This is a genomic window from Bradyrhizobium tropiciagri, from assembly GCF_018130505.1.
GTDB lineage: Bacteria > Pseudomonadota > Alphaproteobacteria > Rhizobiales > Xanthobacteraceae > Bradyrhizobium > Bradyrhizobium tropiciagri_B.
This window is the reverse complement of the sequence record NZ_JAFCKH010000007.1, coordinates 143,054-158,883: the sequence shown is the minus strand read 5'-3', so window position 1 is coordinate 158,883 and position 15,830 is coordinate 143,054. Positions and strand designations below refer to the sequence as shown.

The window sequence follows — 15,830 nt, the reverse complement described above, 5'->3', positions numbered from 1 at the left end:
GCTCACTCCGCTGCCGTCAGCATTCGGTCCGATGCCAGCCGCGAGCACTCCGCCATCACGGCAGAGGCCCGCGCAATCGGGTTGGTCAAATAGAAGTCCTCGACGGTCGGCTTGAACGCCGCCTTGTCGACGTTGCCGCCCTTGCCGGCCAGCGCCTTGACGTCGTCGGCCTTGCCGGCCTCGATCTGGTCGAGCCGCATCAGATGCGGCACTGCCTTGAACAGCGCCTGGCGCAGCGCCTGCAGCGAGTCGAACGGCAGCTTCTTGCCGAGCACGTCGGACAGCGCGCGCAGGATCGCCCAGTCCTCGCGGGCTTCGCCGGGCGGGAACGCGGCGCGGTTGGCGATCTGCGCCCTGCCCTCGGTGTTGACGTAGATGCCGGACTTCTCGGTATAGGCGGCGCCCGGCAGGATCACGTCGGCGCGATGCGCGCCGCGGTCGCCATGGGTGCCGATATAGACCACGAAGGTGCCGTCCGGCGCGGTGACCTCGTCGGCGCCGAGCAGGAACAGCACGTCGAGCGTGCCCGCCGTCGTCATCTGCGCCGTGGTCAGCCCGCCCGCCACCGGCGAGAAGCCGATGTCGAGCGCGCCGGCGCGCGAGGCGGTGTCCTGCAGCACGGCAAAGCCGTTCCAGCCGTCCTTGAGCGCGCCGACGTCGAGCGCGAGCTTGGCGGCCTGCGCCAGCACCGCCGCGCCGTCGGGACGGGTGTAGGCACCGGCGCCGACCAGGATGATCGGGTTCTTGGCGTTCTTCAGCACGTCGGCGAAGGAGTGCTTGCCGGCGGCGAGATCGGCGAGCGTGTCGGAGCCGGCGCCGAGATATTCATGCGGATAGGTGAACTCGGCCGTGCTGCCGATCAGGCCTACCTTGAGCCCGCCATTGCGCCAGCGCTTGCGGATCCGCGCGTTCAGCACCGCCGCTTCCTTGCGCGGATGCGAGCCGATGATCAGCAGCGCATCGGCCTGGTCGATGCCGGCAATGGTCGGATTGAAGATGTAGGAGCCGCGGCCCGCCTTGGCGTCGAAGGCGTCGCCGCCCTGCACGGCAACATTGACCGAGCCGAACTTCGCGAGCAGCTCCTTCAGCGCGTACATCTCCTCGACCGCGGCGAGATCGCCGGCGATGGCGCCGATCCGCTTGCCGTCGATGCGGCCGGTCTTGGCCGCGATCGCGGCAAAAGCTTCCTGCCACGACGCCGGCCGGAGCTGGCCGTTCTGGCGCACATAGGGCCGGTCGAGGCGCTGCGTGCGCAGGCCGTCGACGACGTGCCGGGTCTTGTCGGAAATCCACTCCTCGTTCACGGCTTCGTTGATGCGCGGCAGGATGCGCATCACCTCGCGGCCGCGGGTATCGACGCGGATCGCCGATCCGACGCCGTCCATCACGTCGACCGACTGCGTCTTGCCGAGCTCCCACGGGCGCGCCGCGAAGGCATAGGGCTTGGAGGTCAGCGCGCCGACCGGGCAGATGTCGACGAGGTTGCCCTGCAGCTCCGAGCTCAGCGCGGACTCCAGGTAGGTCGTGATCTCCATGTCCTCGCCGCGGCCGGTCGCGCCCATTTCCGGCGCGCCGCAGACTTCGGCGGAGAAGCGGACGCAGCGCGTGCACTGGATGCAGCGGTTCATCGAGGTCTTGACCAGCGCGCCGAGATACTTGTCCTCGACCGCGCGCTTGTTCTCGGCGAAGCGGCTGGTGTCGACGCCGTAGCCCATCGCCTGGTCCTGCAGGTCGCACTCGCCGCCCTGGTCGCAGATCGGGCAGTCCAGCGGATGGTTGATCAGCAGGAACTCCATCACGCCTTCGCGCGCCTTCTTGACCATCGGCGAACGGGTCGAGATTTCCGGCGGCTCGCCCTTCGGGCCCGGACGGCAGTCGCGCACGGCCCAGGCGCAGCTCGCCACCGGCTTCGGGCCGCCCTTCACCTCGACGAGGCACATCCGGCAATTGCCGGCGATCGACAGCCGCTCGTGGTAGCAGAAGCGCGGAATCTCGGCGCCGGCCGCTTCGCACGCCTGCAGCAGCGTGTACTCCGGCGGCACATCGATCTCTTTGCCATCGACAATGATCTTGCTCATGTCTGTCTCAAGTCTTTCCGAGCTTGCAGTCGGGCGGTGCGACGCCAGCGGCTTTCAGTGAGGTTTTGACCCATTGCTGGGTCTCGGCGCCGTAGGTCCCGAGATACGCGGGCTGCGCCTGATTCTTCTCGCAGAGGAACGGCAAATGCGGCTTCAGGTCGTAGTCGCAGGATGCCTGCCATTCGGCCTTGTCGGCGAACGCGGCAAAGGTCTCCTCGCAGGCATAGAGGAAATACGAGACGAAGCTGTCATATTGCGACCGCTCTTCGCGGCTGCCGGCCTTGATCGCCTCGTAATCGGGCTGCGCGAATCTCGGGTTCTTGAACGCGAGATCGGTGTAGCCCAGATACGCCGTGCGCGCCGCGGAGGCGCGGTTCGACGAACGGATCTCGTTGATCTGCAGCAGGACGGCGCAAAAGCCGAGCAGCGCCACGGTCGCGTGCGCCACCTGCGCCAGCGTTCCGTATCTCTGCCACCATGCGGCCTGTTGCGTCGTCACCGTCGTTACTCCGCCGCCACCATGTGCACGGGATCGCGCACGCCTTGATCGTCGAGGTCGGCCTTGTGCGAATACTGGTCGATGCGCTCTTCAATCTCGTGACGGAAATGCGCGATCAGGCCCTGGATCGGCCAAGCCGCGGCGTCGCCGAGCGCACAGATGGTGTGGCCCTCGACCTGCTTGGTCACCTCCAGCAGCATGTCGATCTCGCGCTTGTGGGCGCGGCCGTCGGCCATGCGGGTCAGGACGCGCCACATCCAGCCGGTGCCCTCGCGGCACGGCGTGCACTGGCCGCAGCTCTCGTGCTTGTAGAAATAGGAGATGCGGGCGATGGCGCGGATCAGGTCGGTCGACTTGTCCATCACGATCACGGCCGCGGTGCCGAGGCCGGAGCGCAGCTTGCTGAGCGAGTCGAAATCCATCGGCGTGTCGATGATCTGCTCGGCCGGCACCATGCGCACTGACGAGCCGCCGGGGATCACGGCCTTCAGATTGTCCCAGCCGCCGCGGATGCCGCCGCAATGCTTCTCGATCAGCTCGCGGAACGGAATCCCCATCGCCTCTTCGACGTTGCAGGGCCGCTCGACATGGCCGGAAATGCAGAACAGCTTCGTGCCGACATTGTTCGGCCGGCCGATCGCGGCGAACCATGCCGCACCACGGCGCAGGATGTCGGGCGCAACCGCGATCGATTCGACGTTGTTGACGGTGGTCGGGCAGCCATAGAGGCCGACATTGGCCGGGAACGGCGGCTTCAGGCGCGGCTGGCCCTTCTTGCCCTCGAGGCTCTCGAGCAGCGCGGTCTCCTCGCCGCAGATATAGGCGCCGGCGCCGTGGGCGACATAGATGTCGAACGGCCAGCCGTTGATATTGTCCTTGCCGACCAGCCTGGCGTCATAGGCCTGGTCGATCGCCGCCTGCAAATGCTCGCGCTCGCGGATGAACTCGCCGCGGACATAGATGTAGCAGGCATTCGCATTCATCGCGAAGCTGGCGAGCAGGCAGCCCTCGATCAGCAGATGCGGATCGTGCCGCATGATCTCGCGGTCCTTGCAGGTGCCCGGCTCCGACTCGTCCGCATTGACGACGAGATAGCTCGGACGGCCGTCCTTGGACTCCTTGGGCATGAAGGACCACTTCATGCCGGTCGGGAAGCCGGCGCCGCCGCGGCCGCGCAAGCCCGACGCCTTCATCTCGTTGATGATCCAGTCGCGGCCCTTGTCGATGATCCCCTTGGTGCCATCCCAGGCGCCTCGGCGGCGCGCGCCCTCGAGGCCCCAATCGTGCAGGCCGTAGAGGTTCTTGAAGATGCGGTCCTTGTCGTCGAGCATGCTCAAAACTTTCCGAACATCACCGTTTGGCTTGGGAGTAAGCGAGCCCGGCAGCGCAGCCGCCGAACACGATCGCCCACAACAGACTTGATTCCAGCGAGGCGCTCAGCCCGTAGCGCTGCAGCAGGAACATGAAGCCGGCGGCAACGGACGTGTGCAGGGCGATCGTGCGCCAGGCATTCATCGCAGCCTCCCTCCCCGTTCCGTTTGCCAGCACGTGACCGCGCATCAGGTGGTTTCCTTCAGCGTGGTCGGGCCGCCCGCGGGGGCGGAGAACTGACGGTCGACCTGCGGGCCCGGCTTCGGCGGATTGCCGGCGGCGAAACCGTCGAGCACCTTGCCGAAGGTTTCCTTGGTCAGGTCCTCATAGGTGTCCTTCCAGATCAGCACCATCGGCGCGTTCACGCAGGCGCCCAGGCACTCGACCTCTTCCCAGGAGAAGTTGCCGTCCTTCGACAGCTGGAAGGGATCGTGATGGATGCGATGCTGGCACACCTCGATCAGGTCGCCGGCGCCGCGGAGCCGGCACGGCGTGGTGCCGCAGACCTGGACATGCGCCTTCTTGCCGACCGGCGAGAGCTGGAACATGGTGTAGAAGGTCGCGATCTCCAGCATGCGGATGTGCGGCATATCGAGCAGGTCGGCGACGGCGCGGATCGCGGCTTCCGACACCCAGCCCTCATGCTGCTCCTGCACGCGCCACAGGATCGCGATCGCGGCCGAGGCCTGACGACCTTCCGGATATTTCGCCATCTCCTTCTTGGCCCAGGCGAGATTCTCGTCGCTGAACGTGAAGCTCGCGGGCTGCAATTCCTTCGGGGCAAGGCGGCGGACGGACATCGATCAAACTCTCAATTAGCGCGCGGTGCGGATGCGGGCATCATCACCGGTCGACCTCGCCGAACACGATGTCCAGCGAGCCAAGGATGGCGGAAACGTCGGCCAGGAGATGGCCCTTGCAGATGTGATCCATCGCCTGCAGATGGGCGAAGCCCGGCGCGCGGATCTTGCACTTGTAGGGCTTGTTGGTGCCGTCGGCGACGAGATAGACGCCGAACTCGCCCTTCGGCGCCTCGACCGCGGCATAGACCTCGCCGGCCGGCACGTGGACGCCTTCGGTGTAGAGCTTGAAGTGGTGGATCAGCGCTTCCATCGAGCGCTTCATCTCGCCACGGCGCGGCGGCGCGATCTTGTTGTCTTCGACCACCACCGGGCCCTGCCCGTCGGCCGCTTTGAGCTTCTGGATGCACTGCTTCATGATGCGCACCGACTGGCGCATCTCTTCCATGCGGATCAGATAGCGGTCGTAGCAGTCGCCGTTCTTGCCGATCGGCACGTCGAAATCCATTTCGGCGTAGCACTCATAAGGCTGCGACTTGCGCAGGTCCCAGGCGGCGCCGGAGCCGCGCACCATCACGCCGGAGAAGCCCCACTCCCAGGCTTCCTTCAGCGGCACCACGCCGATGTCGACGTTGCGCTGCTTGAAAATGCGGTTGCCGGTCAGCAGCGTGTCGAGGTCGTCGACCACCTTGAGGAACGGATCGCACCACGCATCGATGTCGTCGATCAGCTTCGGCGGCAGGTCCTGGTGCACGCCGCCGACGCGGAAGAACGCCGCGTGCATGCGCGAACCCGAGGCACGCTCGTAGAACACCATCAGCTTCTCGCGCTCTTCGAAGCCCCACAGCGGCGGGGTCAGCGCGCCGACGTCCATCGCCTGTGTCGTGACGTTGAGGAGGTGCGAGAGGATACGGCCGATCTCGCAATAGAGCACGCGGATCAGCTGGCCGCGGCGCGGCACCGTGATGCCGAGCAGCTTCTCGGCCGCGAGGCAGAACGCATGCTCCTGGTTCATCGGCGCGACGTAGTCGAGCCGGTCGAAATACGGAATCGCCTGCAGATAGGTCTTGTGCTCGATCAGCTTCTCGGTGCCGCGGTGAAGCAGGCCGATGTGCGGATCGACGCGTTCGACGACCTCGCCGTCGAGCTCCAGCACGAGACGCAACACGCCGTGCGCCGCCGGATGCTGCGGACCGAAGTTGATGGTGAAGTTGCGAAGGTTTTGCGGCTGTTCATTCATGGCTTCGGCTCCGCCTTGGCCTTCTCGTCGCCGGGCAGCGGATAGTCCGCGCCTTCCCAGGGCGAGAGGAAATCGAACTTGCGGAATTCCTGGTTGAGCCTCACGGGCTCGTACAGCACCCGCTTCTCCTGGTCGTCATAGCGAACCTCGACGAAACCGGTGAGCGGAAAATCCTTGCGCAGCGGATGGCCGTCGAAGCCGTAATCGGTCAGCAGCCGCCGCATGTCGGGATGGCCGGTGAAGATCACGCCGTAGAGATCGTAGGTCTCGCGCTCGAACCAGTCGGCGCCCGGGAAAACGCTGATGATCGAGGGCACCTGCGTGGTCTCGTCGGCCTGGCCGCGCACGCGGATGCGCGTGTTTAGCGTCGGCGACAGCAGATGGTAGATCACGTCGAAGCGCTTCTCGCGGGAGGGATAGTCGACCGCGGTGACGTCGGTGATATTGACGAAACGGCAGTTCGGATCGTCACGCAAAAACGTAACGACGTCCACGATTCTGCCAATCTCGACATCGATAGTGAGCTGGTTGAACGCGACCGAGTGCGTGGTGGCCGCGCCCGAAAGCGCGCTCACGATCGTCTGCCCAAGGGCGTCGAGCTTGCCGTCGTCCATGACGTAAAAACCTTAGCGTTCGATGGTGCCGATCCGGCGGATCTTCTTCTGCAGCAGCAGCACGCCGTAGAGCAGCGCTTCCGCCGTGGGCGGGCAGCCCGGCACGTAGATGTCGATGGGCACGATGCGGTCGCAGCCGCGCACCACCGAGTAGGAATAGTGATAGTAGCCGCCGCCATTGGCGCAGGAGCCCATCGAGATGACGTAGCGCGGCTCGGGCATCTGGTCGTAGACCTTGCGCAGCGCCGGCGCCATCTTGTTGGTCAGCGTGCCCGCGACGATCATCACGTCGGACTGCCGCGGCGAGGCGCGCGGCGCGAAGCCGAAGCGCTCGACGTCGTAGCGCGGCATCGAGACCTGCATCATCTCGACCGCGCAGCAGGCGAGACCGAAGGTCATCCACATCAGCGAGCCGGTGCGGGCCCAGGTGATGAGATCGTCGGCCGCGGCAACGAAGAAGCCCTTGTCGGACAGCTCGTGATTGACCTCGAGGAAAAACGGATCATTGGCGCCGACCGGCTTGCCGGTCGACGGATCAAGGATGCCCTTCGGAGCCTGCGCGATCGCAGGTTGGGCTGTGGGGCTCAATCCCATTCGAGCGCGCCTTTCTTCCATTCATACGCAAACCCGACCGTCAGCACGGCCAGGAAAACCATCATCGACCAGAACCCCGTTACGCCGAGCTTTCCGAACGCGACCGCCCAGGGGAACAGGAACGCGACTTCGAGGTCGAAGATGATGAAGAGGATCGCCACCAGGTAGAAGCGGACGTCGAACTTCATGCGGGCGTCGTCAAAAGCGTTGAATCCGCATTCATAGGCGGACAGCTTTTCTGGATCCGGCTGCTGGAACGCGACCAGGAACGGGGCGACGAGGAGCGCCAGACCGATCAGGCCGGCGACCCCGATAAAGACCACAAGTGGGAGATAATTCTGCAGGATGCCGGTCATCGGCGAGGCCTTCTTGCTGCGGTTTCGGACATGCCGCAGATTCGTTGATTGGAATTGTTCTTGAGGCTTTAGCGCAGCGCAACAGGGGGCGCAAGACAAGCTATTTTGACGCTTTTACCGTCGTCTCCGCGGGCTCTCGGCGCCACCGGGCGGATGCGCTTGCTCCTCGGGGCAACGCCGTGGAAGGCCTCCGGTGCCCTGCACCACTGCCATATCAGCCCAGCTCTTTCTCGGCCGCGAGCATTTCTGCGGCTGTTGCGGTCAGGCGGTCGATATGTCCAAGCAGCGCCTCAAGATCCTGTGGATCGAGCTGTTCCAGCAGGCGCCGGTTGCGCTCCTGCGCGCCGGCAACGATCGCGTCATGGACGGCCAGCCCGGCCTTGGTCAGGGACACCAGCGTCTCCCTGTTGTCGTGCGGGTTGGGCGCCTTGGCGACCAGCTTGCGCGCGACGAGTTCGGCGAGCGCCCGGCTGATCTGGCCCTTGTCCATGCCGACCGCCTCCGCCAACCGCACCACGCTCATCGGTGGCCGCCGCCCGAGCGAGGCCACCAGGCCGAACTCGACGGAGGACAGCCCCGCGAGCCGCTTGTAGCGCAGGATGGCGCCGCGCTTGAGCAGATTGGCCAGCACCATCAACTGCGATGACAGCATGGCGGTGATCGGCGCCTGCTCGGCGTCGACGGCAAGTGCCGGCGGCAAGGCCTTGGCGGTCTTCAGCTTCTCGGTCATCGCCAACCTCTGCCAACGAAGAGGCCCGCTGCCGAGCCAGGAGATCGTTGACGCTGTCATCGATCTCACGCTGCGCCGCCGGCACCCGATCGGCCTCGTCGGTGACGCCACCGATATCCCCAGGAAAGTCCGCACTCGGCGAGGACCTGATCCTCCGGATCGATCAGGTCAGCTTGCCGGTATACTTCTCCAACGCCGCCCAGGGCTCCGCGCCGTAGGTCTTTTGCCATTGCGTGTAGAAGCCGGCCTTCACCAGCGCGGCCCTGAACTGCACGGGGTCGGGCTTGTTGAAGGTCATGCCCTTCTCCGTCAGCTCGGCCTGCAGGGAGCGGTCCATCTCGACGAGGTCGGCCCGCTCCTTCACCGCCGCGGCGTCGAAGGCGGTGTTGATGATCTCGAGCAGGTCCGGCGGCAGGCTCGCCATGACGCGGCGGTTGCCGAGGATCCAGTAGCCGCTCCAGCAATGGTTCGACAGCGCGCAGTATTTCTGCACCTCGTAGAGCTTGCCGGTCGAGACCTGCGCCAGCGGGTTCTCCTGGCCCTCGACGATGTGGGTCTGCAGTGCCGAATAGAGCTCGCTGTAGGAGATGCTCGACGGCAGCGCGCCGAGCCCGGAGAACAGCGAGGTCAGCAGCGCCGTCACCGGCACGCGGATCTTGAATCCCCTGAGATCGTCGACGCTGTTGAGCTGCCGGCTCGACGACGAGGTGATCTGGCGGAAGCCGTTGTCCCAGACCTTCTTCAACGGCACCACGCCGGTCCTGGCGATCGCCTCGCGCACGAGGTCGCCGACGCCGCCGTCCATCGCCGCCCAGACCTGGTCGTAGGACTGGAAGGCGAAGCCGATGCTGGGCAGGCCCGACAGCGGCACCAGCGTCGATAACGTCATGCTCGGCGCCGCCAGCAGCTCGATGCCGCCGGCGCGAACCTGCGACAGCATTTCCGGGTCGCCGCCAAGCTGGCTGTTGGCGAACACCGTGATGTTGACCCGGCCGGCCGACTGCGCGCCGACCGCCTTGGCGGCCTCGGCCAGGCGGATCGTTAGCGGATGGGTTTCCGGGGTGTTGACGCCGAGCTTGAAATCGAACTCGGCGGCGGCAAGAGCAGGTTTACCAAGCATCGCGGCCGCGACCGCCCCGGAACCGGCCCCAAGCAGGCCCCTGCGGGTCATGTTCATTGTTTTCATTATTGTTTTTCTCCCGGGCGCATCCCCGCGCCCGGCTTCATTTTCGGCTTTGAGGCGGCGCCGCGCAAGCCGCGGCGAAACCAAACCGCCGGACGGATGAAACCATTTCGGGGAACCCACGAAACGATCCGGAAACAGATGGGGCTTACGAATCCGTCCAACAGACGGCGCATAGACGCCCGGAGGCGACCATGAACCACTCGATCCACTCAGCTGATCGTTCGACCCATCTCAAGATTGTGGTCGTCGCGCTCATTGCAGGCATCGCGGTTGCAGCGCTCGGCATTTCCGCCCGCAACAATGCGGACTTCAGTCAGACCGCCCAGTCCACCCAGGTCATCAAGGCCGGTAAACCGGTCGCGATCACCTCGTCGGGGACCTCGACCGTCCGCTAAGAGTTTCCAGGCTTCGGCCAGACAAAAAGGCCGCCCCTGGGCGGCTTTTTTGTTCGGTCGAACCTCAGGCCCAACCTTAACTGCCTCCTAATCCGGTCGCTCGATTGCGACCCACTCCGCGACCCCAGTTTTAAAAATTCTTCCGTAAGGTCGGCGTCAACAGGGGCTCAGGCCAAAATGATTTTAGAGCAGCAAACGATTTCAACCGGGTTCAAGATCATCTGCACCGATTGCGGCAGCCTCTCGATCAAGGCGACCGATCCGGCGCATGCGTCCGACGACACCATCATCGAATGCAGCCGCTGCAATGCCGTGCGCGGCACTATGGCAGATCTGCACATGCTGGCTGAGCGCAGCCGAGACGTGTTCGAGTTCTAGCCCTTTGAGTTTAGCCTTGGCGCCATCGATGCCGTCCGACCAGACCGCCGCCCAGCTCAGCGACAACGTCCCGATCGACACGATCTGGTCGATCCTCGATGCCGCCAACGAACTGAACGACGCTCCGACGGTCGACGCATGCCGTCGCGCCATCGACGCCAGCCTGCGCGGCGATGCACCCCGCCAATCCGACCTCGCCGCGATCGCCGCCTTCTTTGCCTGATCGGCCGGTTCGGCCCCAGCGCTGCCCATCAAACATCGACGCCGGCCCGAATCGGTGGCCATGCATGCCGGGCGCCACGTTAGCGAGTCGCCGGTTTATCAAGTCCCCTCACCGAGAATTGTGCATTTCTCGGCCGTACATTGAGAAACATAAAAACAACAACCGAGACTCAGCTTAACTTGCCTCGTCCGGGGTTTGCTGGCTGTCTGCACACACAGCTTTCGAGGATCGAACCGGCCGATGAGATTGACGCGCGAAGACCTGGCGATCGGGGGATCCATTCTCGCGTTCTTCGTCATGAGCATCGCATCCCTGATCGCCTGCGGCTACGTCTTCCCGGCGATGCACGTCTGGCGCTCCGACGGCATCACCGCGCAAGCCGTTCTCGGCACGGCCGTCATGGTGGTGTTCGTGCCGGCGTTCGTCGCCGGACGCTTCAGCTTCGGCTATCTCGTTTCCTTCGCGCTGCTGTCGGCGGTTTTCGGCTTCGTCTGGCTCAGCTTCTTCAGCGGCTTCGACTATCCGCATGCGTTCGCGCGCTGGGCCATGATCGCTGCGCTGGCGGCGGCGATCGTCCCGCTCATGGTGCGGGACTTCCGTATCTGGCGGCCGGAATTGTCGGAAGCGGCCTTGAACCGCATCGTGCTCGTCCTGCTGGCGGTATCGTTCGCGGTGCTGATCGCCGACGTCTCCTACGGCACCAGCCTTGGCGATCCCTACGGGCCGGCGCGCAATGCCGTGACGCGGCCGTCGCCGCTCAACTATCTCACCGGCATCATCATCGGCGCGCTGCTGCCCTATCTGTTCGCGCACTTCGCGACGCGCCATCGCTGGACCGCGGCAGCCTGCGTGCTGCTGCTTGCGCTGTGCTTCTATCCGGTCGTCAACAACAAGACGATCCTCCTGCTACCGATCTGGCTGCCGTTCCTGTTCTGGCTGTTCGGGCAATTCAATCCGCGGCTTGCGACGGTGCTGGCGTTTCTCATCCCGATGATGATCGGCCTCGCCGCCTTCTTCGTCCTTGCCGCCGACAAGGACGACGTTCTGTTCAGCGCCATCAACCTGCGCTTCATCGCGGTTCCGTCGCTGGCGCTCGATCACTATGCCGACTTCTTCGCCCGCCGCGAGCTCACCCATTTCTGCCAGGTGTCGATCCTGCGGCACCTCAACGGCTGCGGCTATGGCGAACTCGGACCGACGCTCGCGGCGGTCTATCGCGACGGCAATTTCAACGCCTCCTTCCTCGCCACCGAAGGCATCGCGTCGGTCGGCCTTTTGCTCGCTCCGATCTCGGCGTTCGTATGCGGCGTGATCCTGTCGGCCGGGTCGATGGCCTCGCGACATCTGTCGCCGCAGTTCGTCGCGGTGTCGTCGGGCATCGCCGTCCAGGCGATCATGAACGTGCCGCTGACCACCGCACTGCTGTCGAACGGACTAGGGCTGCTGTTCCTGCTGTGGTGGCTGACGCCCGAATGGCGAGCGGAATTTTCTCGCAGCCCGGTGCGGACGGCTCAGCCGGCCGAGCTTGTCGGTCTCGCCGCGTCCGTAAAGCCACGGTTGGTTGCACCGCACGTTTCCAGTTGAATCAATTTGCAACTTCCTGCAGCATTCGCGCTGCCGGCCACACTTTTCACTCCGGCGGATTTCCCGAAGCCTTTCCGTTCAGCTGATTGCGCCCGCAGTCCAATCTTGCAGTGCGACATTTCGAGCTGAAAGGAAGGTTTCGGATACAGGTGTCCATTCTCAAGGGAGATTTTGAATTATGCGGCGTTTACACGTGCTGACATTGGCCATTGGCCTGCTTCTACCCGCGCTCGCATCAGCCCCCGCTCATGCCCAAGCGACCCGAACCTGGGTCTCCGGTGTCGGTGACGACGCCAACCCGTGCAGCCGCACCGCGCCTTGCAAGACGTTTGCCGGCGCGATCTCCAAGACCGCCCTGCAAGGCGAGATCAATTGCCTCGATCCCGCAGGTTACGGCGCGCTGACCATCACCAAGGCGATCACCATCAATTGCAGTGAGACGATCGGCTCCGTGCTCGTCGCCGGCACCAACGGCATCGTCATCCAGGCCGGCATTTCCGACCGGGTGGTGCTCCGGAACATCCAGTTCCAAGGCATCGGTCCTTCGGCAAATGCCGGCATTGCCGGCATCAAGATCATCTCGGCCGGGTCGGTCTCGATCGAAAACTGTGTCGTCACGCAGTTCGGCCAGCAGGGCATTCTCGATCAGCGCACCAATGCCGGCGGCAAATTACTGATCAAGGACACCATCATCACCCACAACACCGGCTCCGGAATCTCGATCGCAGGAGCGGCGACCAACAACGCGACCCTCGACAATGTGCGCTCCTACAACAACGCGTTCGGGCTCGCCGTCGGCAACGGCAACAACGTCACCGTCAAGCGTTCGGACTTCTCCAGCAACTCCATCGGAGTCACGGCCGATCCGGGCGCGCAGATTTCCATCAACAGCAGCGCGGTCAACAGCAATGCGACCGGCTTGAACGGCGGCGGGATCCGCGTGTCGGATTCCGACATCAACTTCAATTCGACGGCGGCCTTTGCCGGCACGCCGACGAGCTTCGGCACCAATCGCCTGGTCGGTAACGCCGCGACCGGCGCATTCAATACGGCTGCTCAGCAATAGCCGGCCTTGCCCCGGGTCTACTCCTCCCGGGGTCAACTGAGGTGCCCCGGAAGCACTTCAGCGAGACTCGCCCCGGCAGTGGCGCATTGCCGGGGCGAGTTGCTGTTTGTGATGCTTCGATCCGGAACTAGACAATATCCCAACCCGCGGGAACGCTGCCGGCGGCGGCGATGATGTGGGCCTTCGCAATGCTGCCATTGTCCCAGATCGACGCCTGCCCGTTGCTGTTTTGCCAGAGAATGTCGCTGTGACCGTTGCCGTCGTAGTCGCCGGTGCCGGCGAATTGCCAGCCGTTCGCGATGGTGCCGGCGGGAGCGATGGTGTGAGCCCTGGCGACGTCGCCATTGTCCCAGATCGAGGCCCGGCCGTTGTCGTTGACCCAGAGAAGATCGCTCTTGCCGTTGCCGTCGAAATCGCCGGTGCCGGCGAGATGCCAGCCGCTGATGTCGCTGCCGAGGTTGGCAACGATGTGAGCGCCGCCGATCTGGCCGTTGTCCCAGATCGATATCTTGCCGTTGTCGTTGACCCAGGCGATGTCGCTCCTGCCGTTGCCGTCGAAATCGCCGGTGCCGCCGAAGTGCCAGCCGCCCGCGATGGTTCCGGCAGGGGCAATGATGTGCGCCCCGCCGATCTGGCCGTTATCCCAGATCGATGCCTGGCCCGTGCCGTCGTTGACCCACAGGATGTCGGTCCTGCTGTTGCCGTCGAAGTCGCCGGTGCCGGCGAAATGCCAGCCGCCCGCGATGGTGCCGGCGGGAGCAATGATGTGCGCCCCGCCGATCTGGCCGTTGTCCCAGATCGACGCCTGGCCCGTGCTGTCGTTGACCCACAGGATGTCGCTCTGGCCGTTGCCGTCGAAGTCGCCGGTGCCGCCGAAGTGCCAGCCGCCCGAGATCGTGCCGGCGGGAGCGATCTGGTGCGCGCTGGCCGGCGCGCCGTTGTCCCAAACCGTCGCTACGCCGTTGTCGCCCAGCAGCACGACGTCGCTCCGGTTGTTGCCGTCGAAGTCGGCCTTCTGCCGCGCCAGGATGAAATCATCCGCCGTCAGGCTGGTCTTGTTGACGTTGGTCAACGTGAGGGAATCGGGCCCCAGGCTGAGCACCGCCGTCGGGCCGGAGAAGATGTGGTTCAGCACGTCGGTGAAGCTGTGCAGCGAAAAGAAGTTGGCGAGATAGATCCTGTCCTGCCCGTGCACGAAGTCCGTGATGATGTCGGTCGAACCACCGGCGCCGAAGGCGAACGTATCGTTTCCGCCGCCACCCGTGAATACGTCGCGCAATGAATCGCCGGTGAGCGTGTCGCCGGCGCTGGTCCCGACCGACGTCCTCGTCAGCGCATCGATCTGCAGCGACACATGCGATCCGTGGGTGTCGACATTGCCGTCGGCAGCGTCCGTATTCCAATCGGTCCACGCGGTCGCGAATTGCCCGCCGAGGAGCGCTGTCACCGCCGGCTCAAACTGCGCTCCGTCCTGGGTTTCAAGATCGGCGGCGGCCACCTTGGTCATGGTGGCCGGATCGAACATCGCTGCCGATATGTTGCTGTAATAATTCACCCCGGGCGTGTTGATGCCGCTGGTCCAGGTCAGATCGACAAAACCGTTGGAGAGAACGGTAAATGTCGGGTCGGTGTCGGTGAACACCGACACTGACGCGACCAGTTGATTGCCACGGAGCGCGCCGGTTGAACTGTAGAACGCCAGCCGAAGATCGTTGCTGGCTCCGCCACCGGATTGCAGATAGGCGACCGCAAACCCACCGTCTTTCAGCGCGACGATGGCCGGGCTGCGCGTGCTGCCCAGGCTATTCAAAGTCGTTGGCGCAAGAATCCTGGCGCCGCTCGCGGTGTCGATTTCCACAACGGCGCTATAGGCGCCGCCCTGGGATTGCACATAGGTGATGGCGAGGTTGCCGCCGTCCAGGACCGCCAGATTTGCCGAGGTCTCGCCGAGGCCACCGCTGCCGTCCCCGAGCTGCCACTGCGTGACCGGACTTACATTGAAGGCGCCATCGTAGGCAAAGATCCTGACACCGGCCGTGCTGCTGCCGCTGTTCACCAGCACGGCGAACTTGTTGTTCGGCAGCATCGCGAGGTGGCTGATTGAATCGTAGATGGTCGAGCCCGGCAGCACGGCCTGCTGGCTGAAGATCTTGTTGTAGCCGACGCCGTCGGGCGTCCCCAACGGCTTGGAGATACCGAACATGGTTCCGCCATTGAGTCCGGTCGAGCTCGTCCAGACCGCCAGATAGCGATTGGTGCCCGGCAGGTTCGCGATCGACGGATAGAATGCGTAGCTCGACGTGCTGAACTCGCTTGCGCCGTAAACCCCGATGGCCATCGCCTGCGATCCGTCGGGATTGTAGCGATCGATGAAGACGGCGTTCTTGATGACCTCGGTGGCGGCGGGCTCGTAGCCGTATGCGAGCGCAAAGGAGCCGTCGTCGAAGGTCGTCAGCGCGGGCGTCATCTCCGAGCCGAGGAAGATGCTCGAGTTGATCGAGCCATCGTATTCCGGCTTGACGTTCACAATGCCGTAAGAAACCGTCGTCATCCCAATCTCCACGAGTTCGAAGGGCGCTCTCGTTTCAGGACGTTCCCGTTTGCATCGTTCGCGGGCTTGGAATCCGCCGACCGCGCCTCTGCCGCCGCGTGGTGCATGCGCCGGTGCTTTCGAAATCGCGCGTGCAGCGGCAACGCAACAAACGGCCTTGCGAAA

17 protein-coding genes are annotated in these 15,830 nt (G+C 64.5%); 5 read left to right on the top strand and 12 right to left on the bottom strand.

All coding sequences use genetic code 11. The features are described from left to right. Positions 1–2: 2 nt before the first annotated feature. From nuoG to JQ633_RS18980, 11 genes are all read right to left on the bottom strand, one after another. Complete coding sequence (nuoG, locus tag JQ633_RS19030) at positions 3–2,078, bottom strand: NADH-quinone oxidoreductase subunit NuoG (RefSeq protein ID WP_211986588.1); 2,076 nt, start codon at positions 2,076–2,078, stop codon at positions 3–5. Between the two features lie 7 nt (positions 2,079–2,085). After that, positions 2,086–2,577, bottom strand: coding sequence for a hypothetical protein (locus JQ633_RS19025; protein ID WP_211986587.1), 492 nt, complete (start codon positions 2,575–2,577; stop codon positions 2,086–2,088). A gap of 5 nt (positions 2,578–2,582) precedes the next feature. Continuing rightward, positions 2,583–3,908, bottom strand: a complete 1,326-nt coding sequence (nuoF, locus tag JQ633_RS19020; RefSeq protein WP_211986586.1) for an NADH-quinone oxidoreductase subunit NuoF — start codon at positions 3,906–3,908, stop codon at positions 2,583–2,585. A gap of 19 nt (positions 3,909–3,927) precedes the next feature. Further along, positions 3,928–4,137, bottom strand: a complete 210-nt coding sequence (locus tag JQ633_RS19015) for a hypothetical protein (RefSeq protein WP_433995665.1) — start codon at positions 4,135–4,137, stop codon at positions 3,928–3,930. Continuing rightward, positions 4,137–4,748, bottom strand: coding sequence for an NADH-quinone oxidoreductase subunit NuoE (nuoE, locus tag JQ633_RS19010; RefSeq protein WP_211986584.1), 612 nt, complete (start codon positions 4,746–4,748; stop codon positions 4,137–4,139). Before nuoE ends, JQ633_RS19015 begins: the two co-directional genes overlap by 1 nt. 43 nt (positions 4,749–4,791) lie before the next feature. Next, on the bottom strand, positions 4,792–5,988 hold the full coding sequence (locus JQ633_RS19005) for an NADH-quinone oxidoreductase subunit D (protein WP_211986583.1): 1,197 nt from the start codon (positions 5,986–5,988) through the stop codon (positions 4,792–4,794). Next, complete coding sequence (locus tag JQ633_RS19000; RefSeq protein WP_211986582.1) at positions 5,985–6,602, bottom strand: NADH-quinone oxidoreductase subunit C; 618 nt, start codon at positions 6,600–6,602, stop codon at positions 5,985–5,987. Before JQ633_RS19000 ends, JQ633_RS19005 begins: the two co-directional genes overlap by 4 nt. A 12-nt stretch (positions 6,603–6,614) precedes the next feature. Further along, a complete protein-coding gene (locus JQ633_RS18995) occupies positions 6,615–7,196 on the bottom strand; it encodes a NuoB/complex I 20 kDa subunit family protein (RefSeq protein ID WP_211986581.1) in 582 nt (193 codons plus the stop codon). Beyond that, entirely contained in the window at positions 7,187–7,552 is a 366-nt protein-coding gene (locus tag JQ633_RS18990) for an NADH-quinone oxidoreductase subunit A (RefSeq protein WP_211986580.1), read from the bottom strand. Before JQ633_RS18990 ends, JQ633_RS18995 begins: the two co-directional genes overlap by 10 nt. Before the next feature lie 214 nt (positions 7,553–7,766). Next, positions 7,767–8,282, bottom strand: a complete 516-nt coding sequence (locus JQ633_RS18985; protein WP_211986579.1) for a MarR family winged helix-turn-helix transcriptional regulator — start codon at positions 8,280–8,282, stop codon at positions 7,767–7,769. 163 nt (positions 8,283–8,445) lie between these two features. Continuing rightward, entirely contained in the window at positions 8,446–9,459 is a 1,014-nt protein-coding gene (locus tag JQ633_RS18980) for a TRAP transporter substrate-binding protein (RefSeq protein ID WP_249159497.1), read from the bottom strand. A gap of 200 nt (positions 9,460–9,659) precedes the next feature. On the opposite strand from JQ633_RS18980, the gene JQ633_RS18975 reads away from it, so the two are divergent. The 5 genes from JQ633_RS18975 to JQ633_RS18955 all read left to right on the top strand — a co-directional run bounded on the left by JQ633_RS18975 (position 9,660) and on the right by JQ633_RS18955 (position 13,114). After that, the gene (locus JQ633_RS18975; RefSeq protein WP_211986578.1) at positions 9,660–9,863 is read left to right on the top strand and encodes a hypothetical protein; all 204 of its coding nucleotides are present in this window, start codon (positions 9,660–9,662) and stop codon (positions 9,861–9,863) included. A 177-nt stretch (positions 9,864–10,040) separates the two neighbouring features. Beyond that, the gene (locus JQ633_RS18970) at positions 10,041–10,241 is read left to right on the top strand and encodes a hypothetical protein (RefSeq protein WP_211986577.1); all 201 of its coding nucleotides are present in this window, start codon (positions 10,041–10,043) and stop codon (positions 10,239–10,241) included. A gap of 28 nt (positions 10,242–10,269) precedes the next feature. Further along, a complete protein-coding gene (locus tag JQ633_RS18965; RefSeq protein ID WP_211986576.1) occupies positions 10,270–10,464 on the top strand; it encodes a hypothetical protein in 195 nt (64 codons plus the stop codon). A gap of 240 nt (positions 10,465–10,704) precedes the next feature. Further along, positions 10,705–12,048 carry a hypothetical protein gene (locus JQ633_RS18960; protein WP_211986575.1) on the top strand — a complete coding sequence of 448 codons (1,344 nt, stop codon included), beginning with the start codon at positions 10,705–10,707 and terminating at the stop codon, positions 12,046–12,048. Between the two features lie 178 nt (positions 12,049–12,226). Next, a complete protein-coding gene (locus tag JQ633_RS18955; RefSeq protein ID WP_211986574.1) occupies positions 12,227–13,114 on the top strand; it encodes a right-handed parallel beta-helix repeat-containing protein in 888 nt (295 codons plus the stop codon). Between the two features lie 127 nt (positions 13,115–13,241). On the opposite strand, the gene JQ633_RS18950 is transcribed toward JQ633_RS18955, so the two are convergent. Beyond that, the gene (locus JQ633_RS18950; RefSeq protein WP_211986573.1) at positions 13,242–15,665 is read right to left on the bottom strand and encodes an FG-GAP repeat domain-containing protein; all 2,424 of its coding nucleotides are present in this window, start codon (positions 15,663–15,665) and stop codon (positions 13,242–13,244) included. Positions 15,666–15,830 lie beyond the last annotated feature (165 nt).

What these genes read in the sequence shown, in the direction of transcription:
- JQ633_RS18980 (WP_249159497.1), bottom strand. Translation starts at nt 9,459, where the DNA reads ATGAACATGACCCGCAGGGGCCTGCTTGGGGCCGGTTCCGGGGCGGTC.
- JQ633_RS18995 (WP_211986581.1), bottom strand. Translation starts at nt 7,196, where the DNA reads ATGGGATTGAGCCCCACAGCCCAACCTGCGATCGCGCAGGCTCCGAAG.
- JQ633_RS18990 (WP_211986580.1), bottom strand. Translation starts at nt 7,552, where the DNA reads ATGACCGGCATCCTGCAGAATTATCTCCCACTTGTGGTCTTTATCGGG.
- JQ633_RS18985 (WP_211986579.1), bottom strand. Translation starts at nt 8,282, where the DNA reads ATGACCGAGAAGCTGAAGACCGCCAAGGCCTTGCCGCCGGCACTTGCC.
- JQ633_RS18955 (WP_211986574.1), top strand. Translation starts at nt 12,227, where the DNA reads ATGCGGCGTTTACACGTGCTGACATTGGCCATTGGCCTGCTTCTACCC.
- JQ633_RS19015 (WP_433995665.1), bottom strand. Translation starts at nt 4,137, where the DNA reads ATGCGCGGTCACGTGCTGGCAAACGGAACGGGGAGGGAGGCTGCGATG.
- nuoG (WP_211986588.1), bottom strand. Translation starts at nt 2,078, where the DNA reads ATGAGCAAGATCATTGTCGATGGCAAAGAGATCGATGTGCCGCCGGAG.
- JQ633_RS18970 (WP_211986577.1), top strand. Translation starts at nt 10,041, where the DNA reads ATGATTTTAGAGCAGCAAACGATTTCAACCGGGTTCAAGATCATCTGC.
- nuoF (WP_211986586.1), bottom strand. Translation starts at nt 3,908, where the DNA reads ATGCTCGACGACAAGGACCGCATCTTCAAGAACCTCTACGGCCTGCAC.
- JQ633_RS19005 (WP_211986583.1), bottom strand. Translation starts at nt 5,988, where the DNA reads ATGAATGAACAGCCGCAAAACCTTCGCAACTTCACCATCAACTTCGGT.
- JQ633_RS18950 (WP_211986573.1), bottom strand. Translation starts at nt 15,665, where the DNA reads ATGACGACGGTTTCTTACGGCATTGTGAACGTCAAGCCGGAATACGAT.
- JQ633_RS18965 (WP_211986576.1), top strand. Translation starts at nt 10,270, where the DNA reads ATGCCGTCCGACCAGACCGCCGCCCAGCTCAGCGACAACGTCCCGATC.
- JQ633_RS18975 (WP_211986578.1), top strand. Translation starts at nt 9,660, where the DNA reads ATGAACCACTCGATCCACTCAGCTGATCGTTCGACCCATCTCAAGATT.
- nuoE (WP_211986584.1), bottom strand. Translation starts at nt 4,748, where the DNA reads ATGTCCGTCCGCCGCCTTGCCCCGAAGGAATTGCAGCCCGCGAGCTTC.
- JQ633_RS18960 (WP_211986575.1), top strand. Translation starts at nt 10,705, where the DNA reads ATGAGATTGACGCGCGAAGACCTGGCGATCGGGGGATCCATTCTCGCG.
- JQ633_RS19000 (WP_211986582.1), bottom strand. Translation starts at nt 6,602, where the DNA reads ATGGACGACGGCAAGCTCGACGCCCTTGGGCAGACGATCGTGAGCGCG.